This window comes from Halomonas sp. H2 (assembly GCF_050215315.1).
Taxonomy (GTDB): domain Bacteria; phylum Pseudomonadota; class Gammaproteobacteria; order Pseudomonadales; family Halomonadaceae; genus Vreelandella.
The window spans coordinates 40,496-65,504 of record NZ_CP189760.1 but is presented as its reverse complement, the minus strand read 5'-3'; the positions used below and the strand labels follow the sequence as shown (position 1 = coordinate 65,504).

The window sequence follows — 25,009 nt, the reverse complement described above, 5'->3', positions numbered from 1 at the left end:
TGGTCAATAGTGATGATATTTTGGGGTATTCTCGCTGTTCCAGTGCGCTGGGGCTAATGAAAGATTCCACGCTCGGCCTTTAATTCGGCTCATGTTAAGCAGCTAGCCATCATCTATACGACAGGAGGATAAATGGATCTTGCACCTGGGGCACTGATTGGGCCGCTATTGATGTTATTGAGCTACGTGGGGCTGGGTTGGCTCGCCGCCCAACGACTTAAGCTAGATCCGCGCCCAATTGCCACGCTGCTGGTATACCTGATTGCCCCGTTTACTATTTTTCGTGCGCTGATGAACGGCGGCCCAACGCCTGACTACCTACTACTGACATTAGCGCTATTCATTGTGGCGAGTTTAATGGCCCTGATCGTGCAACGCTTCACGCGCCACCGTTTTGGCGAACAAGAAGCCGCCCTGCTGGCGTTCTCCTCGGGAACAGGCAATACCGGCTATTTTGGTTTACCGATTGCGTTGATTTTGCTGCCCCCCGAAGGGGTCACCCTTTACCTGTTCTGTATGCTGGGGATTACTATTTACGAATTTACCGTGGGCTTTTATCTCAGCGCACGCGGACGTTTTTCAGTACGTGAGAGCCTGATCAAAATTTCGCGCTTACCGCTTATCTACGCCTTCTTATTAGCATTACTGCTTAGCGCCCTAGAGGTCACCATACCCGCAGCAGTCATGAGTTCGCTGCAAGTGTTCCCCGCCACCTACACGCTGCTGGGCATGATGATTATTGGTATGACGCTTAGCCAAGTGACACTTTCCGCCTGGGATACGCGCTTTGTGGCCGCCTGCTTAGGGCTGCGCTACCTGATGTGGCCATTGGTCATGCTAGCGGCTGTTTTAATCCTGCCGTGGGTGGCGCCACTTTCCACGGAGCTGGCCTTAGCGCTGCTATTGATGGGCGTGGTGCCCATGGCTGCTAACGTAGTGGTGGTGGCGATGGAGCTGGGTATCCAGCCACAAAAAGGCGCGCTGGCCGTATTGGTGACCACACTGCTCGCGCCGCTGCTGATTCCGCTATATCTCAGCTTGATGCTACGCCTCACTGGCCTGGGCTAAAAACCAGCAACACCCGCTTCATTAAGCTTTCGGGCTATTTGCTGTATCTCGGGGTGACTAAAAAATGCCACCAGCGCCTCAGCGCGAACCGGGCCAACGCCTGGAACTGCTTGCCAGTCTTCACGCTGATAGCTCGCCAGGGTATACCAATCACCTAAGCGGGCGTTACCACCGGGAGGCATGCCAAGGGCATTTAACCAAGCATCATAGGATGCAGAACGTGCTGTTTGAAACTGTTCTCTGAGCGTGGCGGCGGTTACCTCACCGATGCCGTAGGCCTGCTGCAACTGATGTGGCTCCACCTCTAACCAGTCCAGTAACTGGGTCACCACACCTGCCTCAATCAGTGCCCGCCAGGTGCCCTCGCCCACGCCTTGCATACCCAACTGTTCGCCGAGGTAAGTAAGCCGTGCCAGTAGTTGGCTTTCGCAGCCTGGGGTTAGCTCAAAACAGCTCAATAAGTGGTAGCGCTGAGGTGACGGCGGAGTTAGCGGCGAGCGCTCCTGGGTATGCCATACCACTTCGCTTAGCTGGGGGATCGTTAGCCCCGCTAGCGAAATCGCCACCTGGTCACCGGGGCGAACATCCAGCAATTCCCAGCGTTCCAGCGAGCCTAACGAAACACGGCTAATGCGCCGCCCTTCTAACAGTACTGGATTGAGCCACACTAATGGCGTCACGCGCCCAGTACGCCCAACACGAAACTCTATGCCGCGCACTTCCGCCAGCGCCTGCTGAGCGGGGTATTTCCAGGCAATGGCCCACTCGGGCGGCGACGATGACCAGCGGCGCACGCCGGGGCGTTCGGCTTGTTTAATCACCACGCCGTCGGTAGCAAATGGCAGCGGGCCGTTGAACCAGCTATCTCGCCAGTAGGCGGCGTCGCGGCGATCATCCAACGAGTAAGTGTAATCAGCGGTATCAAAGCCCAGCGCGCTCAGTTGAGCTAAGCGGTTTTCCATCCCGGTCGGGCCGTCGGGCCAGCCCCAAACAAACAGCCCAATACGCTCCAGGGTGGCCGCTTCTGGTGAAGATTGCGCCATGGCGCCTGCCACGGCGCCCCGGGCACCTGATGCGGGCGAACGCGACTGAACGTGCTCTTCCAACCACCAATACAACTCGCCTTGGAGTAGCGCAGAAACCGGTTCGGGTAGCGTATTGGACACGCCAGGCAGCTGCCGGGCACGGGCCGTCCAGTCCTGTCCCCGCTGGCCATCGCCACGGCTAATGGCTTCGATCAGTTCGCCATCGGCATAACGCAGCGTAATCGCCACGCCGTCGACTTTGGGTTGGATCCACAGGTCTTCGCGGCGGCTGGTAAAGCGCCTGACACCATCGTCATCGGCTTTATTGAGACCGCGCTGGGCCGCTGGGTGCGGCAGCGTGCCACTACTGCTGGTCACCCGCGTCAGCGGGCGATGATCCGGCTCTGCGCCTAAACAGCGCTGCCAGTTGGCTAGGCGCCCCACGGCTTGGTCGTAGAGGGCATCGTCAATTAGCGCAACACCTTCGTCGTGGTAAGCCGTGTCCCAGCGTTGTACCTGCTCGGCCAGCGCCTGGCTTTCGCGGCTTAAGCGCTCTTCCGACCAATCGGGGCATTCGGCAGCCTGTGTGGAAAAAGTGACAAGCCCGATAAGGCCAGCGAATACCCACGCAACGACTCCTCGTGTCATCTCGCGTCTCCACAAAAAATAATTAGCCAACAAGCTCAGCCTAGCGCCGGGTGTTGAAATAGGTCACAAAAAAAGCCCCCAGCCGGAGCTAAAGGGGCGATTTCATACATTGCTTACAAACGAGATGGCGAATCTCTTACAAACCGGCAGCCTGGCGCAGCGCGTCGGCTTTATCCACCTTTTCCCACGGGAAGGCGGTAAAGGTTTCGGTATGCGATTGGCCTTTATCGTCGCCCCAAGTGTAGCTATGCTCGAACGGCGCCCGGCCAAAGTGGCCGTAAGCGGCGGTGAGCTGGTACATCGGGTGCAGCAGATCAAGCATCTTAGTGATCGCGTAGGGGCGCAGGTCAAAGTGCTCGCGAACCAGCGCAACGATCTTGGCATCGTCAATTTTACCGGTGCCGAAAGTGTCGATGGAGACCGAGGTCGGCTCGGCAACACCAATCGCGTAGGAGACCTGAATCTCACACTTGTCAGCCAGGCCCGAGGCAACCACATTTTTGGCCACATAGCGGCCTGCATAAGCGGCGCTGCGGTCAACTTTAGACGGGTCTTTGCCTGAGAACGCACCACCACCGTGACGCGCCATGCCACCGTAGGTATCGACAATGATCTTACGCCCAGTCAGGCCACAATCACCTACCGGCCCGCCAATCACGAATTTTCCGGTCGGGTTAATGTGGTACTGGGTGCTCTCATCCAGCCATTCAGCGGGGATCACCTGCTCGATGACCTCGCGCTTGATCATTTTGCGCAGGTCTTCTTGGTCAATGTCAGGATCATGCTGGGTAGACAGAACGATGGCGTCGACACCACAGGGCTGGCCTTCGGCGTTATAGCGGAAAGTAACCTGACTCTTGGCATCCGGGCGCAGCCATGGCAGTAGACCATTTTTACGCAGTTCAGCCTGACGCTCGACTAAACGGTGCGAGTAGTGGATCGGTGCCGGCATAAACGAATCGGTTTCGTTGGTCGCATAGCCAAACATCAGGCCCTGGTCGCCAGCGCCCTGATCTTCCGGTTTGCTACGGTCAACGCCCTGGGCAATCTCGACACTCTGCTTACCGATCAGGTTAACCACGCCGCAAGTCGCGCCATCAAAGCCCACGTCGGACGAGTTATAGCCAATGCTGATAATCACATCACGCACGAGGGTTTCTAAATCGACCCAGGCTGAGGTGGTAATTTCGCCCGCAATGATCGCCACCCCGGTTTTCACCATGGTTTCACAGGCAACACGCGCCTGTTTATCGCGGGCGATAATGGCATCTAGCACCGCGTCAGAAATCTGATCGGCAATCTTATCGGGATGACCCTCTGAGACGGACTCGGAGGTAAACAGGGAATATTCGCTCATCGCGCACTCGACCCTCTGTATGACGGCTGCAGGTAGCCCACAGCATCAGCAGGAAATCATGGCAGGTGTCCCCTGCCCATATTAGAGAAGCGGTAGCACCATGTTCTCCACCACTTCGGGAGGCAGAGTCTACACGCTGACGGCGATGCTTCCCAGAACGTGGTTATTAGAATTTGTCGTCACATTTGCCGCAACATGGGAAGTCAGCGACAATAGCGCCTTTATAATTTCTGTTTCCAGGCGAGGAGCACCCCCATGCCATCCCGTTTTGAGCTAGCCAATGCCATTCGCGCCCTTTCCATGGATGCCGTTCAGAAGGCCAAGTCTGGCCATCCTGGCGCCCCCATGGGGATGGCTGATATCGCCGAGGTGCTATGGAATGACTACCTCAAGCACAATCCCGAAGACCCCAAGTGGGCCGATCGTGACCGCTTTGTGCTCTCTAATGGCCACGGCTCCATGCTGCTTTACTCGCTGCTGCACCTCAGCGGTTACGAGCTAAGCCTGGAACAGCTGCAGAATTTCCGCCAGTTGCATTCGCCCACCGCCGGCCACCCGGAATTTGGCTACGCGCCGGGTATTGAGACCACTACCGGCCCGCTGGGTCAGGGCTTTGCCAACGCGGTGGGCTTTGCGATTGCTGAAAAGACCTTGGCAGCGCAGTTTAACCGTCCCGGCCACGCCATTGTCGACCACCACACTTGGTGCTTCTTGGGTGACGGCTGCTTGATGGAAGGCATCTCCCACGAAGCTGCCTCGCTAGCGGGTACCCAGCAGTTGGGTAAGCTGATCGCCCTTTACGATGACAACGGCATCTCTATCGATGGCGAAGTCGAAGGCTGGTTTACCGACGATACCGCCAAGCGTTTTGAAGCTTACGGCTGGCACGTGGTGCCCAATGTGGATGGCCACAAACCCGAAGAGGTTAAAGCCGCTATCGAGCTGGCCAAGAGCCACAACGATAAGCCGAGCCTGATTATCTGCAAAACCATTATTGGCTTTGGTGCGCCCAACAAGCAGGGCAAAGAGGACGCCCACGGTGCGCCCTTAGGCGATGACGAAGTGGCGCTGGCACGTACCCAGCTTGACTGGCCCCACGCGCCGTTCCATATTCCTGAGCCTATCTATTCTGCATGGGATGCCCGTGAAACTGGCAAAGCGGCTCAGCAGGCGTGGGACGCGCGCTTTGCCCGATACGCCGAGGCCTTCCCCACCGAGGCGCGGGAGTTCACCCGCCGCATGAAGCGCCAGCTGCCAGCAGAACTGCCGACCGAAGCCTTGATTGAGCAGGCCCAAGCGCGTGGCGAGACCATTGCCTCACGCAAAGCCTCGTTTGAAGTGTTGAACGCCATTGGCCCGCAAATGCCGGAGCTACTGGGCGGCAGCGCTGATCTGGCGCCGTCTAACCTGACCTTCTGGAAAGGCGCTAAAGCGATCACGCCGGAAGATGCCAGCGGCAACTACCTGCACTACGGTGTGCGTGAGTTTGGCATGGGCGCGGTCATGAACGGCATCGCCTTACACGGTGGCTTAGTGCCTTACGGCGCGACCTTCCTGATCTTTATGGAGTACATGCGTAACTCGATTCGCATGGCGTCATTGATGGGTCAGCAGGTGATCTACGTGTTTACCCATGATTCTATCGGTCTGGGCGAAGATGGCCCGACTCACCAGCCGATTGAGCAGCTCACCAGTCTGCGCACCACACCGAATCTCAATACCTGGCGCCCTTGTGATGCGGTCGAAACAGCGGCTTCTTGGGATGCGGCGATCAAACGTCACTCTGGTCCCACGGCGCTGGTACTGTCACGTCAGAACCTGCCGCATCAGCAGCGCACCAAAGCGCAGTTGGCGGCGATTCAAAACGGCGCCTATGTTCTTAAAGACCCGGGTCTTAAAGACAGCGAAGGCACGCCCAAAAAGCCCGAGCTGATTCTGATTGCCACCGGCTCTGAAGTGGCGCTTGCCATGGACGCCGCCGCCGAGCTTGAGCAACAAGGCAAAGCGGTGCGCGTTGTCTCGATGCCCTCGGCCTATCGCTTTAACGGCCAAGACGCGGAGTATCGCGAAAGCGTTCTGCCCAAAGCGGTCACCAAGCGTATCGCCATTGAAGCCGCTCACGCCGACTACTGGTACAAGTACGTGGGCCTGGAAGGCCGCGTGATCGGCATGACCACCTACGGCGAATCAGCCCCGGCAGGCGACCTGTTCAAGCACTTCGGCTTTACCGTCGAGAATGTGGTCAAGCAAGCCAACGAACTACTCGGCTAGGCCATGCCCGCACTCAGTGGTTTTCTATGGCTGGTTAGCTACTGGCTGATCGGTGAGGTGGTGATCCACTTCACCGGGCTGCCGATCTCGTCAGGCGTGATCGGCATGCTGCTGCTCTGTGCGACGCTCGCCGTGCGTGGCCGTGTCCCCACCAGTATTGCCGCTGCCGCCCAGCCGCTTATTGCACTACTGGCCATGTTGATTATGCCCGGCGTTGTCGGGGTATTTTTCATCATCGGCGAGCTGGCTGGCCAATGGAGCGCCATTCTTATTGCCTTAGTGGTGGGCACGTTACTCAGCGTGACGACGACGCTTTGGCTGCTCAAACGTCTCATCGGGCAGCCGCATGCACGCTAATACACCGCTATTCGAACTATTAACCACTACCCCGCTGTTTGCGGTGGGCTTAACGCTCGCGGCTTATTTGCTGGGTAGTGGTCTATTCCAACGTTTAAAGCGCCCTGCGTGGCTACCCGCCATTTTGATCGCGGCACTACTACTGGCGGGTGCGTTAGCGCTGATAGGGCTGCCTTACGCCACCTACCAGCAGAGTGCCTCATGGCTAACGGTGCTCTTGGGGCCCGCCACGGTGGCGCTAGGCATGCCGCTTTATCAACAGCTGCCGCGTATTGTCGAGCTATGGCGGCCACTGGCGATTTGTTTACCCATCGCTGCGACGCTGGCGGCTTGCTACTCGCTGGCCATTGCTTGGCTACTGGGCAGCTCGGGCAACATACTCGCCTCCATTGCCGCCAAATCGGTGACCGCGCCTATCGCTATCGGCATTACCGAGCAGCTGGGCGGCACCACCGCACTGCTGTTAGGCGCGCTGCTGGTAACCGGTGTGATAACGATTCCCTGTGTTAGCCTGGCAGCACGTTGGCTGCATATTGAGGATGACCGCTTGATCGGTTTCGCCCTGGGGCTTAACGGTCATGCCATTGGTACGGTAAGAGCGTTTGAGATCAGCCCTGCGGCCGGCGCTTTCGCCTCACTGGGTATGAGCCTCACGGGTATCTTCACCGCGGTACTGCTGCCGCTTGCCTGGCGATTGATAGGCGTGAGTAGCGGATAGAGGCAGGCAGTCGATAAGAATCACGGATTGAAATACGTTATCATCTCAGCGTTATCGACTTCATTTTGTTCATTGATTCACTTATTTAAGAGCCACCCTTCTGCATGGCTAATTCAGCTTCCAGCTATCGCATCGCCATTAATGGTTACGGACGCATTGGCCAATGCGTACTGCGAGCGCTCATCGAGCGGCGACACCCCGAACTTGAAGTGGTCGCCATTAACGAGCTCTCTGACCTCGCAACCATTACTTACCTCACCCGCTATGACACCACCCATGGGCGCTTTCCAGGCGATGTCGACAACGACGGTCAGCATCTGATCGTTAACGGCCAACGCATTCAGGTGCTGTGCGAACAAGATCCGCGCCAGCTACCCTGGAAGGCGCTTGATGTGGATTTGGTGTTGGAGTGCTCTGGAAGCTTTAAAGATCGCGCCACCGCCGAGCAGCACCTTGAGGCTGGCGCTAAACGCCTGCTGTTTTCCCAGCCTGCGGAAAATGACGTTGATGCCACCATCGTTTGGGGCATCAACGAGAACGAGCTGGCGCTATCTCAGCGCATTCTGTCTGCCGCTTCGTGCACGACCAACTGCCTTGTACCGCTACTCACCGTTCTGGATGAAGCCCTGGGGCTTGAGCACGGCGTCACGACGACGATTCACTCGGCGATGAACGACCAGCCGGTGATTGATGCCTACCATCAAACAGACCTGCGCCTGACCCGTTCGGCGATGCACTCTATTGTGCCGGTGGACACCGGCTTGGCGCTCGGCATTAGCCGCTTGATGCCCCATCTAGCGGGCCGCTTTGAGTGCCTGCACGTCCGCGTTCCGACTATTAATGTCTCTGCGATGGACGTAGCGCTCACGGTGAGTCGCGATACTCACCGCGATGATGTCAATGCTCTGCTGCTAACCGCCAGTCAGCAGCGGCTAAAAGGCGTACTTGGCTATACTGAAGCCCCCATGGCGTCGGTTGATTTTAATCATGACCCACGCTCAGGCATTTTAGATGCCACGCAAACCCGGGTGGCTGGCACGCGCCTTATCAAGCTGTTGTGCTGGTTCGATAACGAGTGGGGGTTTGCTAACCGGATGCTCGATATCAGCCAGCAGCTGGCTACTATTTCCGCAGATACATAACCTGTTTCCATTTAGCACAACGGCATAACCACGAGGATACCGCTCACATGAACGTGAACAAGATGACTGACCTTCCCCTGGAAGGACAACGCGTGCTGATCCGTGAAGATTTAAATGTGCCTATCAAGCATGGCCGCGTTTCTAGCGACGCCCGCCTGCGGGCAGCGTTGCCCACTATCCAGGCGGCGATGAAGGCGGGCGCAAAAGTAATGCTAATGAGCCACTTGGGACGCCCCACTGAAGGCGAACCCGCCGAGGAATTCTCGCTGGCGCCGGTCGCTGAGCACTTGGGTGAGCTGTTAGGCCGCCCTGTACCGCTGATCAAGGAGTATCTCGGTGAGTCATTAGAGATCGCTAACGGCGACGTGGTGCTGCTGGAAAACGTGCGCTTCAACAGCGGCGAGAAAAAAGACGATGAGCTGTTGGCGAAGCAGTATGCCGCGCTGTGCGATATTTTTGTCATGGATGCGTTTGGCACGGCCCACCGCGCCCAGGCTTCTACCCACGGTGTGGCACGCTTTGCGCCCAGCGCTTGCGCAGGCCCGTTACTGGCGCAAGAGCTTGATGCCTTACAAAAAGCCCTGGCAAATCCGGCACGCCCCATGGCGGCGATCGTCGGTGGCTCAAAAGTGTCTACTAAACTGGATGTGCTCACTGCGCTGGCCGATAAGTGTGATCAACTTATTGTCGGCGGCGGCATCGCCAACACCTTTATCGCTGCAGCGGGCTACAATGTCGGTAAATCACTCCACGAAGCTGATTTGATTGGTCAAGCGAAAGCGCTGATGGAAAAAGTCTCGATTCCGCTTCCCACTGACGTTGTGGTAGCTAGCGAGTTTTCTGAATCGGCAGAGGCCGTGGTCAAACCGGTAGATCAAGTCACCGACAACGAGATGATTTTGGATATCGGCCCAGATACCGCCGCTCATCTCGCCAGCATGCTCAAAGAGGCTGGCACTATTTTATGGAATGGACCGGTTGGGGTCTTTGAAATCGACCAGTTTGGTAAAGGCACCCAGGTAATCGCCCAGGCCATCGCCGATAGCGCAGGTTTCTCTATTGCCGGTGGCGGTGATACCTTAGCGGCCATTGATAAGTACGCCATTGCGGATCGCGTCTCATATATCTCAACCGGGGGCGGTGCTTTCCTTGAATATGTTGAGGGCAAGCAGTTGCCTGCCGTTGCGGCACTCGAAGCCGCCGCCAATCGCGGTTAACATAAAGCCACTTGAACCTGGGCGCTTATGGTGCTCATTCAGATAACTCAATTTACAACGCAAACAGGTAAGATAATTTTATGGCTCTGATCAGCATGCGCCAAATGCTCGACCACGCCGCCGAATACGGTTACGGCATTCCGGCATTTAACGTCAATAACCTTGAGCAAATGCGCGCCATTATGGAAGCCGCTGATGCCACCGACTCGCCCGTCATCGTGCAAGCCTCTGCTGGCGCGCGCAAGTATGCGGGTGCACCTTTCCTGCGCCATCTGATTTTGGCGGCCGTCGAAGAGTTTCCGCATATCCCTGTGGTCATGCACCAGGATCACGGCACCAGCCCGGCGGTCTGCCAGCGTTCTATCCAGCTCGGCTTCTCATCGGTAATGATGGATGGTTCGTTGGGCGAAGACGGCAAAACGCCGACCGACTACGACTACAACGTCAATGTAACCCGTCGCGCAGTGGAAATGGCTCACGCCTGTGGCGTTTCTGTTGAAGGCGAACTGGGTTGCCTGGGTAGTTTGGAAACCGGCATGGCCGGTGAAGAAGACGGTATCGGCGCTGAAGGCAAGCTGGATATGGAACAGCTGCTAACGGATCCCGAAGAAGCCGCTGAATTTGTTCAAGCGACCCACGTAGACGCGCTGGCGATTGCCATCGGCACCAGCCATGGCGCTTACAAATTCACCCAGCCGCCTACCGGTGACACGCTGTCTATTCAGCGTATTAAAGAGATCCACGCACGGATTCCGGACACTCACCTTGTCATGCACGGCTCTTCATCCGTACCGCAAGAGTGGCTGGAAGTGATTAACCAGTACGGCGGCAAAATCCCCGAAACATACGGCGTTCCCGTCGAAGAAATCGTAGAGGGTATCAAGCACGGCGTGCGCAAGGTCAATATCGACACCGACCTGCGCTTGGCGTCTACCGGTGCAGTGCGTCGCTTCCTGGCTGAAAACCCGTCTGAATTCGACCCGCGCAAGTTCTTTAAAGAGACCGTTACCGCGATGCGCGACCTATGTATCGCTCGCTACGAAGCTTTTGGCACGGCGGGTAACGCTAGCAAAATTAAGCCCATCAACCTGGAAGAGATGTTCCTGCGCTATGAGCGCGGCGAATTGGCGCCTAAGGTCAAATAAGTGCGTCACTGAGAAGCTCGAAGCCAGCATGGAAGCTGGCCTCGAAATGCAGAAAGCACTGTTTAACTCTCTGAATGGGCAGTTCGCTCCTTGGTGGATTACTAGCCAGCGTACAATGCAAGCCTATCATCGGCGCAGCAGTGCTAATTCACGCCGCCCTGCCAAATAGCGGTTCAGCACTGGCATTATTCGCTATCGTCAGTGCCATCATCGTTTTCTTCGTCGTCGCTATTTTCTTCTTCACTGCTGTGGATAGCGTCGTCTGGGCTACCGGTGCCACCGGTGCCCGCCTCTGGGCTTCGCTCTTCGCTCTCGCCGGGCTCTAGCGCTACATCATCCCCGCCTTCGCGGGTTTCTTCTGCTCCGCTGCTTTCTTCTCCACTGTTGTCATTTTCACTATTTTCTTCCTCCTCTTCTTCGCGGCTACGAGTCTGATCGTTAGATTGAGCAGAGTCGCTAGAGGTCTCTTCATCGCGTTTTACAGACCCCGCTTTAATACCGTACTCCTCTTCCAGTGCTTCATCATCGAGCGGCTCATGATTATCAGCGAAAACATAGCTGGTTGTTGTGAGTAAAGCAGCGCTAAGTGCAAGTGGTAGGAACCAGGGGGCTAATCGCATTGGGCGTACTCCATTATTTGGTTATGACAAAATAGTGTATTCATATTACCTTTTCCGTGCAGGCGTCTTAAAACATTCATTTCAACAGTCAGTCGCTTAGCTTTGACTGTGATTACCAAGGCAGCTTTAGCCACCTATTGATACACAGCGTGAGGCATCAAAATCAGCATAGTCGTAAAAGCTGGTTCAAGAGTGGTATCCAGGCAAGTAAAAAATAACAAAACAGTGTTCACAAATAGCGCAAAATCCCGTTCAATAGGCGTATGGATGGGTTTAACTAACACTGGCAGCGCTTGAGCCGCTGCAAGGAACCGCAATGTCGCTCCCACTTTTGCTGTTTGACTGTGATGGCACACTCGTCGATAGCGAACCGCTGTTGGCCGAAGAGATGGCCGCAGGACTCAATTCAGTAGGTCTGCCTTTCGCTTCTACTGATTACCTTGGCGAATTTCGTGGAGCGCGCTTTCGACGCATTGTTGCGGAACTTCAACAGCGTCACGGTGATGTTGACCCTGACAAACTTGATCGCATGGAAAGCTCAATGCGAGCCAATCTAGCCACCCGACTTGCTCAGGAGTTGACTACCATACCCGGCGCTTATGAAGCATTGGATATATTGGCAAGCTACCCCAGTGCCGTGGTTTCTAACGGGCCCGAACGTAAAATTCGTACGGCCCTGAATGCTACAGGGCTTAGCGACTATTTTGGCAAACGCTTTTTCAGCGGCTATACCGCTAATTGCTGGAAGCCAGAGCCCTGTTTACATTTGCACGCGGCGAGTATCATGGGCTATGCAGCGCGTGACTGCATAGCCGTGGACGATGCCTTAGTAGGCGTTCGCGCGGCACTCCAAGCGGGGATGACGGTGATCCATTTAAATCGCTTTCCTGATGCCGAATCGACGCCTGAAAACGCTATTATGATCAGCAATATGTATCAGCTACCTGCCGTTGTTGAGCGACTCACGCGTGAATATTGGCAACCCCCCGCGCCCCAACACTCAATGGGAGGATAATAATGGCCTCTATGCGTGATCAACTGGGTGGGCTAGTTTACTCCACCGAATATGGTAAAACCTGCCCTACCTGTCGCGAAGCATTCGATGCTTGTCAGTGTGACGATGTCAGCGAGCAGCAGCGCCTGGCCGCGCTTGACGGAGTAGTACGCATTCGACGTGAAACGAGTGGTCGTAAGGGGAAGGGCGTTACCACGGTGAGTGGTATTCCTCTGCCGAGCGATGATCTTAAAACCTTGGCAAAAACACTTAAAAAACGCTGTGGAACGGGCGGAGCAGTTAAGGACGGCATTATTGAAATTCAAGGCGACCATCGCGACGTGCTACGCCAGGAACTAAGCGCGCTCGGCTATCAGGTTAAACTCGCTGGGGGTTAAAAGGCCCCCACACCACTATGACTTACCGCAAGTAAGTCGCTTATAGAGCAAGGCACTGCAATGGCTTGGCTGGAATACTTGCTACCTCTGATTTTTTTATTCCCCATGGCGGCAATGGCCAGTATTGTCATAGCGCTGCGTAATTTACACGACGCTCGTGTTCACTCACCGTTCAAAGCCCCTCTGCGTGAACCGGGACAGGCGCTGCGGCATCGTCTTGACCAAGCCTTTTCGAGTCTATTTATCAATGGGGCCTTGGGGCCTATTGTAAGTCTAGCCCCGCTGGTTTACGGCATGGGCCGCATGCTGTTTGTTAATAAGCAGGATTGGGTTGAATGGGCGCTGTATGGTTTACTTAGCACGTTACTTGTGCTGACGTTTTCACTACTACTAGTACGCGACTATCAGCGTATCCGACGGCTAAAATTGGGCTTAGCCTGTGAGCTTGCCGTGGGTCAGGAGCTCGAGCGCTTAGTCCGTCCTGAGGCGCATCCCTATTACGTTTTTCATGATGTCCCCACCGATAGTTTCACCATTGATCACGTCGTCGTAACGCCTCATGGGGTTTTCGTGGTTGAGACTCGGGCAAGAACACTCGCTATTGGTGCCGATGGCAACGAGCTAAATACGGTAGCAGTGGAGCGCGAGCGTTTGCGTTTTCCACATTGGCAAGAGCGCCGACCGCTGCATAAAACACGCCAAGGGGTTAACTGGCTTACTCAATGGTTAGAGCGGCGTTGTGGCGTACCGGTTCCGGTGCGAGGAGTGCTGGTACTGCCTGGCTGGAAAATCGATAGCAGCGAGGCAGCACCCGATATTCTTGTGGTTAGCGGAGATACATTAGCTAAACAGATAACGGAGCTAGCACCTGGCCCGCTCAATGACGCGATCCATGACAAGATCATCAATATTCTGCTTGAGCGCGCCAGGTTGATGGAATTGAAGCACTTACGCCGACCCTCGGTATAAGTACTCTCCGCTTAATCGCCGCGTAAGCGACCACCCATCTCTTGGGCTAAATCCACCGCATAGTGATCCGTCATTCCCCCGATAAAGTCCAACATTCGTCGGTAGCTATCGTAAAGGGGCCAAGAAGGGAGTGGCGTATTTTCGCCGATAAGAGCTAATACGCGCTGATGCTTAAACGATGATTGCCCGCTGTGATGAAGTTCATGTGCAGCGCCGATAAAGGCTTCGAGAAGAATGCCCAGCGTTGTATAGGCGCCAATCTCTAATTTTGCCTTCCGCTCATTTTGAAAGATACGCTCACGGGCTAGCTGTTTTGCAGCCTGCACGCCCCACCCCAAGTCTGGGTGGCATAGCTCTAACAGGTCTTCACTGAGCGTACCGCTCAACAGCGCTTGCTCATGCTGCACAAATACCGCGCCGACGTCATTAACCGCCCGCTCCATGGCAGCACCCCGCAACAACGCAATGCGGCGCCGTTGAGAAACATTGTTACGCTCCATTTCCGCATATTCCGGCGGAAAATCCCCGGCAATCTGGCGCAGTATTTCGACTACTTCCTCATAGCGCAGAATTCCCATTTCTAAACCGTCTTCCAGGTCTAGCAAGGCATAACAGATATCATCAGCGGCTTCGACCAGCCAAGCCAATGGGTGGCGACACCAGCGCTGCTCGCCTTGCGGCAATAAACCTACTGCTTCAGCTACCTCTTTGAGAAGCGCCTGCTCTGACTGATATGCGCCAAATTTGCCCGCTCGCCCGCCATAACGAACCGTCCAGGGATATTTAAGTAGCGCCCCCAGTGTGGCCGCTGACAACCGCATACCGCCATTAAATTGGTTATATTCAATTTGGGTAATTACCCTAAAACCCTGGGCATTGCCTTCATAGGTCAACAGATCTTCACGCTCTGCGTCTGAAAGGCCTTCTAACAATCCACTGCTTTGCGCACGCTGAAACCAGTCGCGAATGGCATACTCACCGGCATGACCAAAAGGAGGATTGCCAATATCGTGGCCAAGGCAGGCCGTTTGCACAATAACCCCAAGGTCAGCGGGGGTTATCCAGTCAGGCAGGCGGTCACGCAGTAGCTCGCCGACTATCATGCCTAAGGAGCGCCCTACACAGCCAACTTCCAGAGAGTGAGTCAAACGGGTATGAATATGATCATTTTCTGTCAGCGGATGTACCTGCGTCTTGCGTCCTAGGCGCCTAAATGAGCCTGAGAAAACTATCCGATCATGATCTTTATGAAATGGGCTACGACCAATTTCCCGGTTACTAGCTGAGCGTTGGTCGTGAAGACGACGTGGGGAAAGTAGTTGTTCCCAGCGCATCTGAGTCATGGGCATTCCTCCTTGAGGAGTGCATTCTGACATAAAACGCCAGAAAACCGCACGTTAGTGGGAGTGGTGAGTCAGTGTGAGGTTTCTATTCACTATTCACCACTTACTATTCACCCTTTTATAACCCCCACGCATAAAAAAATCCCCCAGAGCGCAAGCCCTGGGGGATTTTGGGTATAGGTGCCTGACGATGACCTACTCTCGCATGGGGAGACCCCACACTACCATCGGCGCTAAGCGGTTTCACTGCTGAGTTCGGCAAGGGATCAGGTGGTTCACGCGTGCTATGGTCGTCAGGCGTAACGGTTAATGTACATCATGCTGACGAGCGGGCTGTCTATCGTTGCTTGCTCAATTGTGTGCGTCTCATTACCTGCCGCCTGTGCGCTTAATGCGTCAGGCCACACGCTGCGTATCCGGTTGTTTCATGTCACGTCATCATTTTGAGCAGACCCCTTGGGTGTTATAGGGTCAAGCCTCACGGGCCATTAGTACACGTTAGCTCAACGCCTTGCAGCGCTTCCACACCGTGCCTATCAACCAGCTGGTCTCGCTGGGCCCTTCAGGAGGCTCTAGGCCTCGGGGATGTCTCATCTTGAAGGGGGCTTCCCGCTTAGATGCTTTCAGCGGTTATCCCGTCCGACCATAGCTACCCGGCAATGCCACTGGCGTGACAACCGGAACACCAGAGGGTCGTCCACTCCGGTCCTCTCGTACTAGGAGCAGCCCTTCTCAAACATCCAACGCCCACGGCAGATAGGGACCGAACTGTCTCACGACGTTCTAAACCCAGCTCGCGTACCACTTTAAATGGCGAACAGCCATACCCTTGGGACCGACTTCAGCCCCAGGATGTGATGAGCCGACATCGAGGTGCCAAACACCGCCGTCGATGTGAACTCTTGGGCGGTATCAGCCTGTTATCCCCGGAGTACCTTTTATCCGTTGAGCGATGGCCCTTCCATACAGAACCACCGGATCACTAGAACCTGCTTTCGCACCTGCTCGACGTGTCTGTCTCGCAGTCAAGCACCCTTATGCTCTTGCACTCATTGCACGATGTCCGACCGTGCTGAGGGTACCTTCGTGCTCCTCCGTTACTCTTTAGGAGGAGACCGCCCCAGTCAAACTACCCACCACACACTGTCCTCGATCCGGATAACGGACCTGAGTGAGAACGCCAATGATGCCAGGCTGGTATTTCAAGGTTGGCTCCGCCCGAACTGGCGTCCGGAGTTCAAAGCCTCCCAGCTATCCTACACAGGCAACATCAGCGTCCAGTGTGAAGCTATAGTAAAGGTTCACGGGGTCTTTCCGTCTAGCCGCGGGTACACCGCATCTTCACGGCGATTTCAATTTCACTGAGTCTCGGGTGGAGACAGCGTGGCCATCATTACGCCATTCGTGCAGGTCGGAACTTACCCGACAAGGAATTTCGCTACCTTAGGACCGTTATAGTTACGGCCGCCGTTTACCGGGGCTTCAATCAAGAGCTTCGCCTTGCGGCTAACACCATCATTTAACCTTCCGGCACCGGGCAGGCGTCACACCCTATACGTCCGCTTGCGCGTTAGCAGAGTGCTGTGTTTTTAATAAACAGTTGCAGCCACCTGGTATCTTCGACCGGTTCGGGCTAGGAGAGCAAGTCTCTTCACCCTACGCCGGCGTGCCTTCTCCCGAAGTTACGGCACCATTTTGCCTAGTTCCTTCACCCGAGTTCTCTCAAGCGCCTTGGGATTCTCACCCTGACCACCTGTGTCGGTTTGGGGTACGGTCGCACATGATCTGAAGCTTAGAGGCTTTTCCTGGAAGCGTGGCATCAGTGACTTCCTGACCGTGGTCAGTTCGTCTCACATCTCGGCTTTAAGCGTCCGGATTTACCTAAACACTCGGCCTACATGCTTTCACCAGGACTACCAACGCCTGGCTCACCTAGCCTTCTTCGTCCCCCCATCGCAACCATGTCCGGTACGGGAATATTGACCCGTTTCCCATCGACTACGCCTTTCGGCCTCGCCTTAGGGGCCGACTCACTCTGCTCCGATTAGCGTCGAACAGAAACCCTTGGTCTTCCGGCGAGGGCGTTTTTCACGCCCTTTATCGTTACTCATGTCAGCATTCGCACTCGTGATACCTCCAGCGAACTTCTCAATTCACCTTCATCGGCTTACACGACGCTCCTCTACCGCGCATCCCGAAGGATGCACCCGTAGCTTCGGTACCTGGTTTAGCCCCGTTACATCTTCCGCGCAGGCCGACTCGACTAGTGAGCTATTACGCTTTCTTTAAAGGATGGCTGCTTCTAAGCCAACCTCCTAGCTGTCTGAGCCTTCCCACATCGTTTCCCACTTAACCAGGATTTCGGGACCTTAGCTGACGGTCTGGGTTGTTTCCCTTTTCACGACGGACGTTAGCACCCGCCGTGTGTCTCCCACGCGTTACTCACCGGTATTCGGAGTTTGCCTCGGGTTGGTAAGTCGGGATGACCCCCTAGCCGAAACAGTGCTCTACCCCCGGCGGTACTGCATGAGGCGCTACCTAAATAGCTTTCGAGGAGAACCAGCTATCTCCGAGCTTGATTAGCCTTTCACTCCGATCCACAAGTCATCCAAATCTTTTTCAACAGATCCTGGTTCGGGCCTCCAGTTGATGTTACTCAACCTTCACCCTGCTCATGGATAGATCGCTCGGTTTCGGGTCTATATCCAGCGACTGTGTCGCCCAGTTAAGACTCGGTTTCCCTACGGCTCCCCTATACGGTTAACCTCGCCACTGAATATAAGTCGCTGACCCATTATACAAAAGGTACGCCGTCACGGAACAAGTCCGCTCCGACTGCTTGTACGCACACGGTTTCAGGATCTATTTCACTCCCCTCTCCGGGGTTCTTTTCGCCTTTCCCTCACGGTACTGGTTCACTATCGGTCAGCCAGGAGTATTTAGCCTTGGAGGATGGTCCCCCCGTCTTCAGTCAAGGTTTCTCGTGCCCCGACCTACTCGATTTCACATGGTCAGATTTTCGACTACGGGGCTATCACCCGCTACGGCCGCGCTTCCCAACGCATTCGCCTAATCAGTCACATGCTTAAGGGCTGGTCCCCGTTCGCTCGCCGCTACTAGGGGAATCTCGGTTGATTTCTTTTCCTCAGGGTACTTAGATGTTTCAGTTCCCCTGGTTCGCCTCGTACCCCTATGTATTCAGGGCACGATACTCATCTTATGATGAGTGGGTTTCCCCATTCAGAAATGCCCGGGTCACAGGTTGTTGCCACCTCACCGAGCCTTATCGCAGGCTACCACGTCTTTCATCGCCTCTGGCTGCCTAGGCATCCACCGTGTGCGCTTCATTGCTTGACCCTATAACCCGAAGGAGTCTGGTATCTCGCAATGATCACGTTTCATTGTGCCGGATACGCTGACGCGTATCACAATTTAAGAAGCACTTCTTGCGAAGTGTTCTTGTCAGCATGATATACATTGTTAAAGAGCGACTGCTATAAGCAGTGATAAGCGTTCTTTCATATTAAAAAAAGAAAAAGACCTTTAAGACCTTAAACGCTATTTTTTCTTTTTAACGTGAAAAAAACAGAGCCACTTATCACTGCGTATTAACAGCATTCTGATCAGGTAATTCATTGTGGACGCTTACTAACGTGTGACGCATCGTTTAAGGAGGTGATCCAGCCGCAGGTTCCCCTACGGCTACCTTGTTACGACTTCACCCCAGTCATGAACCACACCGTGGTGATCGCCCTCTTGCGTTAGGCTAACCACTTCTGGTGCAGTCCACTCCCATGGTGTGACGGGCGGTGTGTACAAGGCCCGGGAACGTATTCACCGTGACATTCTGATTCACGATTACTAGCGATTCCGACTTCACGGAGTCGAGTTGCAGACTCCGATCCGGACTGAGACCGGCTTTAAGGGATTCGCTGACTCTCGCGAGCTCGCTGCCCTTTGTACCGGCCATTGTAGCACGTGTGTAGCCCTACCCGTAAGGGCCATGATGACTTGACGTCGTCCCCACCTTCCTCCGGTTTGTCACCGGCAGTCTCCTTAGAGTTCCCGCCATTACGCGCTGGCAAATAAGGACAAGGGTTGCGCTCGTTACGGGACTTAACCCAACATTTCACAACACGAGCTGACGACAGCCATGCAGCACCTGTCTGACAGTTCCCGAAGGCACACCAAGATCTCTCTCGGCTTCTGTCGATGTCAAGGGTAGGTAAGGTTCTTCGCGTTGCATCGAATTAAACCACATGCTCCACCGCTTGTGCGGGCCCCCGTCAATTCATTTGAGTTTTAACCTTGCGGCCGTACTCCCCAGGCGGTCGACTTATCGCGTTAACTTCGCCACAAAGTGCGCTAGGCACCCAACGGCTGGTCGACATCGTTTACGGCGTGGACTACCAGGGTATCTAATCCTGTTTGCTACCCACGCTTTCGCACCTCAGTGTCAGTGTCAGTCCAGAAGGCCGCCTTCGCCACTGGTATTCCTCCCGATCTCTACGCATTTCACCGCTACACCGGGAATTCTACCTTCCTCTCCTGCACTCTAGCCTGACAGTTCCGGATGCCGTTCCCAGGTTGAGCCCGGGGCTTTCACAACCGGCTTATCAAGCCACCTACGCGCGCTTTACGCCCAGTAATTCCGATTAACGCTTGCACCCTCCGTATTACCGCGGCTGCTGGCACGGAGTTAGCCGGTGCTTCTTCTGCGAGTGATGTCTTTCCTAATGGGTATTAACCACTAGGCGTTCTTCCTCGCTGAAAGTGCTTTACAACCCGAGGGCCTTCTTCACACACGCGGCATGGCTGGATCAGGGTTGCCCCCATTGTCCAATATTCCCCACTGCTGCCTCCCGTAGGAGTTCGGGCCGTGTCTCAGTCCCGATGTGGCTGATCATCCTCTCAGACCAGCTACGGATCGCTGCCTTGGTGAGCCATTACCTCACCAACTAGCTAATCCGACATAGGCTCATCCAATAGCGGGAGCCGAAGCCCCCTTTCTCCCGTAGGACGTATGCGGTATTAGTCTGAGTTTCCCCAGGTTATCCCCCACTATCGGGCAGATTCCTATGCATTACTCACCCGTCCGCCGCTCGTCAGCGGGGTGCAAGCACCCCCTGTTACCGCTCGACTTGCATGTGTTAGGCCTGCCGCCAGCGTTCAATCTGAGCCATGATCAAACTCTTCAGTTTAAGATCTATGCGGTTCTTACCTGCCACTCGAAAGGGACAGAAGCGAACCAAACTTGGCTCAAGGGTCAAACGAATTCATTCAAAACAGATCCCAAAGGACGAATCCTTTAAAACCTTATTGCTTGAGTCGCTTGCCTTGATATTTGGTGATTTGTCACCAACATCAGCAAGCGCCCACATGAATTACCTGATCAAATTGTTAAAGAGCTGTTTCGCTGTCTGGTTACTGTGAAAGTAACCGGGCTGCCGTTGACTTGGCTTGCCTCAGCGAGGAAGGCGTATTCTACGCAGTTCCTGGTGGTTGTCAACCGCTGCTTTAGCGACGGAAGCGAGCGATAGAACCTGCGCTAACTTCCTGACAAACCGAAGCTTTTACACTTCATTCACCGCTGGTAACGCTTGGCGTCCCCGGCAGCGGATGCGTACTTTACGGTTTCGCTGACGGATTGGCAAGGGGTTTTGTAGAAAAATTACAGATTAGTCTCCCTTAGTGGATTAAACCCCTTCGGCCCCAGCCTGATTGGCGGTTACACTAGCTTTATCTGCCACCTTTACCTACCACCTTGCTGAGGTCAGCCATGAGCCATCACCTGCTAACCGTCGACACCTTAAACCGTGAAAGCGTAGACCACTTACTGCGTGTCGCTGCGCGCATGGAGCCAATTGCTCAGCGGCGCCAGGTAACGCGGGTGTTAGAAGGAGCAGTACTGGGTAATCTGTTTTTTGAAGCCAGCACCCGAACGCGAGTCAGCTTTAACGCTGCCTTCTGCCGTCTAGGCGGCAGCGTGTGCGATACCACCGGCTTTACCTTCTCCTCTATGGCAAAGGGGGAGTCGCTATATGACACCAGCCGTGTAATGAGCGGTTACTGCGACGCGATTGTCATGCGCCACCCTGACCAAGGCTCGGTGGCTGAATTTGCCGCAGCGACCAATGTACCCGTGATTAACGGCGGCGATGGCCCTGGGGAGCACCCGAGCCAAGCACTGCTTGACCTTTATACGATTGATAAAGAGTTTCAGCGCTTAGCTAAATCGCTTAGTGGCGCCCACATTCTACTTACTGGCGATTTGAAGTATGGCCGTACCGTGCACTCCCTGATTAAGCTCTTATCGCTCTATGACCCAATGCGCATTACCCTGGTGTCACCGCCTGGCCTTGAGATGCCTTCCAAGCTAATTGATTTAGTGGCGTCTCGCGGGCATCGAATCGAACAGCGCGACTCGTTGGCGAGTGATTTTGCAGATTTAGACGTGGTGTACACCACACGCATTCAGAAAGAACGCTTTACCGTCGAGATGAATGAAAGCTTTCAGGGGCTTTCTGATGACTTTATGGTTAATCGCGATTTTCTCGATCACCGCTGCAGCCAGAGCACGATTGTAATGCACCCGCTGCCTAGGGATAGCCGCCCTGGCGCCAATGATTTAAATGTGGATCTTAATGGCGACCCGCGTTTGGCGATCTTCCGCCAAACCGATAACGGCATTCCAATGCGCATGGCGATTTTCGCAACGTTGCTTAACGTCGACAAATTGGTCGAGCAAGATCTACGCCCTGTGCGCTGGTACGTACCCAGTCAAACCGGCACCTTGGATCGTTAAGGCTAGAAGAGAAGGTTTAAAGATAGGGGCAGAGATGCAGGATAAGGGCTAAAGAGACAGACGCCCGCCAGGTAGGCCTTCCTGGTGGGCAAACCAGCCTTCAAGAATAAGAATCGCCGCAATACCATCGACACTATCTTGACGATAATTACCTTTGTGCCCCGCCTCACGAGCGATCAGTTTGGCTTCTCGGGTAGTACCGCGCTCGTCGACCATTTCACAAGGCTTGCCGTAGCGGCCATGCAGACGATTTCCGAACTTGCGAGCACGAATACTCATAGCGGACTCGCTACCGTCCATATTCAGCGGCAGACCCACCACTAACAGGTCCGGCTGCCACTCGGTAAGCAGCTGAGAGACGACTTTCCAATCGGGAATTCCGTCCCGCGCCGTCAAAGGAGTGAGCTCTCGGGCGCTGTGCAGCAGCTCGTTGCCTACTGCCACACCGATACGCCGGGTGCCGTAATCAAAGGCCAGGATTAAGCGCTGCCCTGCCTCAGCCATTAGGCGTGCCCCGCATCTCGGGTCATTAGGTTAAGGTCGATACCTAGTAGTCCTGCCGCCGCGGTTAACCGTTCTACCGGCGGGGTATTGAAAAGCACGCTGCCCTCGGCTTCTACGGTTAGCCAGCTGTTCTCTTTCAGCTCTTCTTCCAGCTGGCCCACTTCCCATCCCGCACAGCCCAAGCAGACCAAAAACTGCCCTGGCCCCTCGCCAGCGGCAAAGGCTTGCAAGATATCCAGCGAAGTAGTCAGCGCAATGCCATCCTCCACCTGGATACTAGAATCCCACTGCTGGCTATCGCCCACGTGCAGAATGAAGCCACGGTCTTTGTGCATCGGCCCGCCATAATAGACCGGCGCATTGCGATGCGGGCTGGCTTCGCCACCCAGTTCCAACTGATCAAATAGCGCTTCGAGGGTTATCTCCAACGGGTGGTTGGTAATTACCCCCATGCAGCCATTGTCATCGTGATCGCACAAGTAAATAAGACTACCGGCAAAATTAGGGTCGTCTAAATGTGGCATGGCCATCAAAAAGTGATGTTTCAAACTTTGCATGCGTCTCCCACCGCCTGCTGGCAACCCAACAGGCGTAGCGTAATGAATGTAATTATAAGGCGCAGGGCTGCTCTTAGGCTAAGCGGCGCTCGATGGCATCCAGCAGTAAACCGGCGATATTGGTGCCGCGCTGATCATCAATTTCACGCACGCAGGTGGGGCTGGTGACATTGATTTCAGTAATATAATCCCCGATCACATCGAGACCCACGAACATTAGACCCTTTTCACGAATCATCGGCTGTACCTGCTTAATAAGCCAGTGATCGCGCTCGGTAAGCTCGCGGCTAACCCCCATTCCACCGGCGGCTAAGTTGCCACGGGTTTCGCCGGCCGAGGGGATTCGCGCTAGCCCAAAGGGCACCGGCTCGCCTTCCACCAGTAGAATGCGCGTATCGCCATCCTTGATCTCGGGCAAATAACGCTGGGCCATGATTTGCCGCTGGCCACGCAGCGAAAGCTGCTCAATTACCGCGCCGATATTGCGACCCTCTGGGCCAATATGAAAAATACCGGTGCCGCCCATACCATCCAGCGGCTTGAAGATCACATCGCCGTGTTCGGCATGAAAGGCGCGCAGCACATCATCACGACTGGCGACGACCGTAGGCGCACAGCATTGGGGGAACTGCTGGGCAAACAGCTTTTCATTACACTGTAAAAGCGCCGCCGTTGGGTTGACGATCAGCACGCCCTCCCGCTCAGCAAAGCCCAGCAGGTGCACAGCGTTGATAAACTCTGCATCGACCGGCGGGTCTTTGCGCATCAACACCACATCCAGCTCTACTAACGGGCGCGCCGAGGGTTCGCCTAGGTCGTACCAGTGATTTGGATCACGGTGTACCGTTAACGGTCGCATACGTGCGTAGGCTTGCCCTGCGTTCAAGAAAAGATCTTCCTGCTCCATATAGTGCAGGGTGTAACCACGCTCCTGGGCAGCCCATAACATAGCCATGGAGGTGTCTTTCTTGTAAGCGATGTCGCTGATGGGGTCCATCACAACGCCGAGGTGCAGATTTGATTGGCTCATCGGGGGCACTATCCAAACATGAACAATTGGTGCTCAGTATGCCGTACTGCTCGCCCGGCTCCAACTGCCCCCGCTAACTACTCACTCAGTGCGCCGGGCACGATGCGAATGGCGTCAGCCTCAAGGGTGATCAACTGCTGCTTATAAAGCCGCCCAATGGCTTGTTTATAAGCACTTTTACTTACCCCTAAGCGCGCTTTAACTTGGTGAGCGGGGCTTTTATCACCCAGGGGTAGATAACCACCGCTTTCCCGCAGCGCCTGCATGATCTTATCGCCCACCACATCTAAACGAGCGGCACCTGGCGGTAGCAGTGAGATATTGAGGCGGCCATCTTCGCGGCGCTGCTTCACATAGCCCTTAACGGATTGGCCTCGGCGCAGCGGCTGGGTGACGTCATCCTGATAAATAAGTCCCCAGTAGCGGTGATTGACCACTACTTTCATGCCTAAATCGGTACGCTCCGCCACTACCACGGCTACTTCATCACCTTTTTCCAACGCCCAAGCGTCATCAGCCAGAAAGCGATCCAGCTTCATTGAGGCAACCGGTCGCCCCTGGTCGTCGCTATACAGCATGACCAATACGCGTTTGCCAGCATCAGGGCGAAAATGCTGCTCGCTGAAAGGCAGTAATACGTCTTTCGGCTGACCCCATTGCAAAAACGCGCCGATATTATTGACGGCTGTGACCGTTAGGTACGCCACTTCACCCAACTGGGCAGACGCATCGCTAGCGGATCGCGGGGATGAGTGAGACTCACGCACCATGGGTAACGTCCTTCAAGAAAATAGATAAACATTATGGTGTGTTCAGAGAGTAAGGCAACGTGCGGAAGTAT

The 25,009-nt window shown here is 55.0% G+C and carries 19 protein-coding genes and 3 rRNA genes; 11 read left to right on the top strand and 11 right to left on the bottom strand.

The window, feature by feature from the left end; translation table 11 throughout:
• The first annotated feature begins 132 nt into the window (after window positions 1-132).
• On the top strand, window positions 133-1,068 hold the full coding sequence (locus tag ACQE2I_RS00285; RefSeq protein WP_427029526.1) for an AEC family transporter: 936 nt from the start codon (window positions 133-135) through the stop codon (window positions 1,066-1,068).
• On the opposite strand, the gene ligB is transcribed toward ACQE2I_RS00285, so the two are convergent.
• Together ligB and metK are read right to left on the bottom strand one after the other, a co-directional pair.
• A complete protein-coding gene (gene ligB / locus ACQE2I_RS00280) occupies window positions 1,065-2,741 on the bottom strand; it encodes an NAD-dependent DNA ligase LigB (RefSeq protein ID WP_427029524.1) in 1,677 nt (558 codons plus the stop codon). The two genes, ACQE2I_RS00285 and ligB, sit on opposite strands and share 4 nt — an antisense overlap.
• 136 nt (window positions 2,742-2,877) lie before the next feature.
• Window positions 2,878-4,098: a methionine adenosyltransferase gene (metK, locus tag ACQE2I_RS00275; RefSeq protein WP_427029523.1), complete on the bottom strand. Its 1,221-nt coding sequence runs from the start codon at window positions 4,096-4,098 to the stop codon at window positions 2,878-2,880.
• 255 nt (window positions 4,099-4,353) lie between these two features.
• Between metK and tkt the strand changes: the two genes are divergently transcribed.
• The 6 genes from tkt (at window position 4,354) to fba (ending at window position 10,948) form a co-directional block, all read left to right on the top strand.
• Window positions 4,354-6,369 (top strand): transketolase, encoded by a 2,016-nt coding sequence (tkt, locus tag ACQE2I_RS00270; RefSeq protein ID WP_427029521.1) that lies wholly within the window; start codon window positions 4,354-4,356, stop codon window positions 6,367-6,369.
• 3 nt (window positions 6,370-6,372) lie between these two features.
• Window positions 6,373-6,726 carry a CidA/LrgA family protein gene (locus tag ACQE2I_RS00265; protein ID WP_427029520.1) on the top strand — a complete coding sequence of 118 codons (354 nt, stop codon included), beginning with the start codon at window positions 6,373-6,375 and terminating at the stop codon, window positions 6,724-6,726.
• Window positions 6,716-7,444, top strand: a complete 729-nt coding sequence (locus ACQE2I_RS00260; protein ID WP_427029519.1) for an LrgB family protein — start codon at window positions 6,716-6,718, stop codon at window positions 7,442-7,444. Before ACQE2I_RS00265 ends, ACQE2I_RS00260 begins: the two co-directional genes overlap by 11 nt.
• Window positions 7,445-7,548: 104 nt before the next feature.
• Window positions 7,549-8,586 carry a type I glyceraldehyde-3-phosphate dehydrogenase gene (locus ACQE2I_RS00255; protein WP_427029518.1) on the top strand — a complete coding sequence of 346 codons (1,038 nt, stop codon included), beginning with the start codon at window positions 7,549-7,551 and terminating at the stop codon, window positions 8,584-8,586.
• Window positions 8,587-8,633: 47 nt separating this feature from the next.
• Window positions 8,634-9,803, top strand: a complete 1,170-nt coding sequence (locus ACQE2I_RS00250; RefSeq protein ID WP_427029517.1) for a phosphoglycerate kinase — start codon at window positions 8,634-8,636, stop codon at window positions 9,801-9,803.
• Between the two features lie 80 nt (window positions 9,804-9,883).
• Entirely contained in the window at window positions 9,884-10,948 is a 1,065-nt protein-coding gene (gene fba / locus ACQE2I_RS00245; RefSeq protein WP_427029516.1) for a class II fructose-bisphosphate aldolase, read from the top strand.
• A 185-nt stretch (window positions 10,949-11,133) separates the two neighbouring features.
• Here fba and ACQE2I_RS00240 read toward each other — a convergent pair whose 3' ends face one another.
• Window positions 11,134-11,568: a hypothetical protein gene (locus ACQE2I_RS00240; RefSeq protein WP_427029515.1), complete on the bottom strand. Its 435-nt coding sequence runs from the start codon at window positions 11,566-11,568 to the stop codon at window positions 11,134-11,136.
• Between the two features lie 316 nt (window positions 11,569-11,884).
• On the opposite strand from ACQE2I_RS00240, the gene ACQE2I_RS00235 reads away from it, so the two are divergent.
• Genes ACQE2I_RS00235 through ACQE2I_RS00225 form a run of 3 tightly spaced genes read left to right on the top strand, consistent with a single transcriptional unit; the run spans window position 11,885 to window position 13,929 of the window.
• Entirely contained in the window at window positions 11,885-12,583 is a 699-nt protein-coding gene (locus tag ACQE2I_RS00235; protein ID WP_427029514.1) for an HAD family hydrolase, read from the top strand.
• Between the two features lie 2 nt (window positions 12,584-12,585).
• Entirely contained in the window at window positions 12,586-12,960 is a 375-nt protein-coding gene (locus ACQE2I_RS00230) for a translation initiation factor Sui1 (protein WP_427029513.1), read from the top strand.
• A 60-nt stretch (window positions 12,961-13,020) separates the two neighbouring features.
• Window positions 13,021-13,929, top strand: a complete 909-nt coding sequence (locus ACQE2I_RS00225) for a nuclease-related domain-containing protein (RefSeq protein WP_427029512.1) — start codon at window positions 13,021-13,023, stop codon at window positions 13,927-13,929.
• Between the two features lie 11 nt (window positions 13,930-13,940).
• Here ACQE2I_RS00225 and ACQE2I_RS00220 read toward each other — a convergent pair whose 3' ends face one another.
• From ACQE2I_RS00220 to ACQE2I_RS00205, 4 genes are all read right to left on the bottom strand, one after another.
• Entirely contained in the window at window positions 13,941-15,272 is a 1,332-nt protein-coding gene (locus tag ACQE2I_RS00220; RefSeq protein ID WP_427029511.1) for a deoxyguanosinetriphosphate triphosphohydrolase, read from the bottom strand.
• 182 nt (window positions 15,273-15,454) lie between these two features.
• A 5S ribosomal RNA gene (rrf, locus tag ACQE2I_RS00215) occupies window positions 15,455-15,570 on the bottom strand.
• A 169-nt stretch (window positions 15,571-15,739) separates the two neighbouring features.
• A 23S ribosomal RNA gene (locus tag ACQE2I_RS00210) occupies window positions 15,740-18,629 on the bottom strand.
• A gap of 311 nt (window positions 18,630-18,940) precedes the next feature.
• Window positions 18,941-20,473: ribosomal RNA gene (locus tag ACQE2I_RS00205) — 16S ribosomal RNA — on the bottom strand.
• The 16S, 23S and 5S rRNA genes sit together here, the layout of an rRNA operon.
• A gap of 578 nt (window positions 20,474-21,051) precedes the next feature.
• Here ACQE2I_RS00205 and pyrB point away from each other — a divergent pair.
• Complete coding sequence (gene pyrB / locus ACQE2I_RS00200; protein WP_427029510.1) at window positions 21,052-22,077, top strand: aspartate carbamoyltransferase; 1,026 nt, start codon at window positions 21,052-21,054, stop codon at window positions 22,075-22,077.
• 48 nt (window positions 22,078-22,125) lie between these two features.
• Here the strand turns inward: pyrB and ruvX are convergent, their stop codons facing one another.
• From ruvX to ACQE2I_RS00180, 4 genes are all read right to left on the bottom strand, one after another.
• Window positions 22,126-22,581: a Holliday junction resolvase RuvX gene (gene ruvX, locus ACQE2I_RS00195; protein ID WP_427029509.1), complete on the bottom strand. Its 456-nt coding sequence runs from the start codon at window positions 22,579-22,581 to the stop codon at window positions 22,126-22,128.
• Window positions 22,581-23,138 carry a YqgE/AlgH family protein gene (locus tag ACQE2I_RS00190; protein WP_427029508.1) on the bottom strand — a complete coding sequence of 186 codons (558 nt, stop codon included), beginning with the start codon at window positions 23,136-23,138 and terminating at the stop codon, window positions 22,581-22,583. The genes ruvX and ACQE2I_RS00190 overlap by 1 nt, the downstream gene beginning before the upstream one ends.
• 73 nt (window positions 23,139-23,211) lie before the next feature.
• Window positions 23,212-24,168: a glutathione synthase gene (gene gshB, locus ACQE2I_RS00185; protein ID WP_427029507.1), complete on the bottom strand. Its 957-nt coding sequence runs from the start codon at window positions 24,166-24,168 to the stop codon at window positions 23,212-23,214.
• A gap of 77 nt (window positions 24,169-24,245) precedes the next feature.
• A complete protein-coding gene (locus ACQE2I_RS00180) occupies window positions 24,246-24,938 on the bottom strand; it encodes a CvfB family protein (RefSeq protein WP_427029506.1) in 693 nt (230 codons plus the stop codon).
• Between the last annotated feature and the right edge of the window lie 71 nt (window positions 24,939-25,009).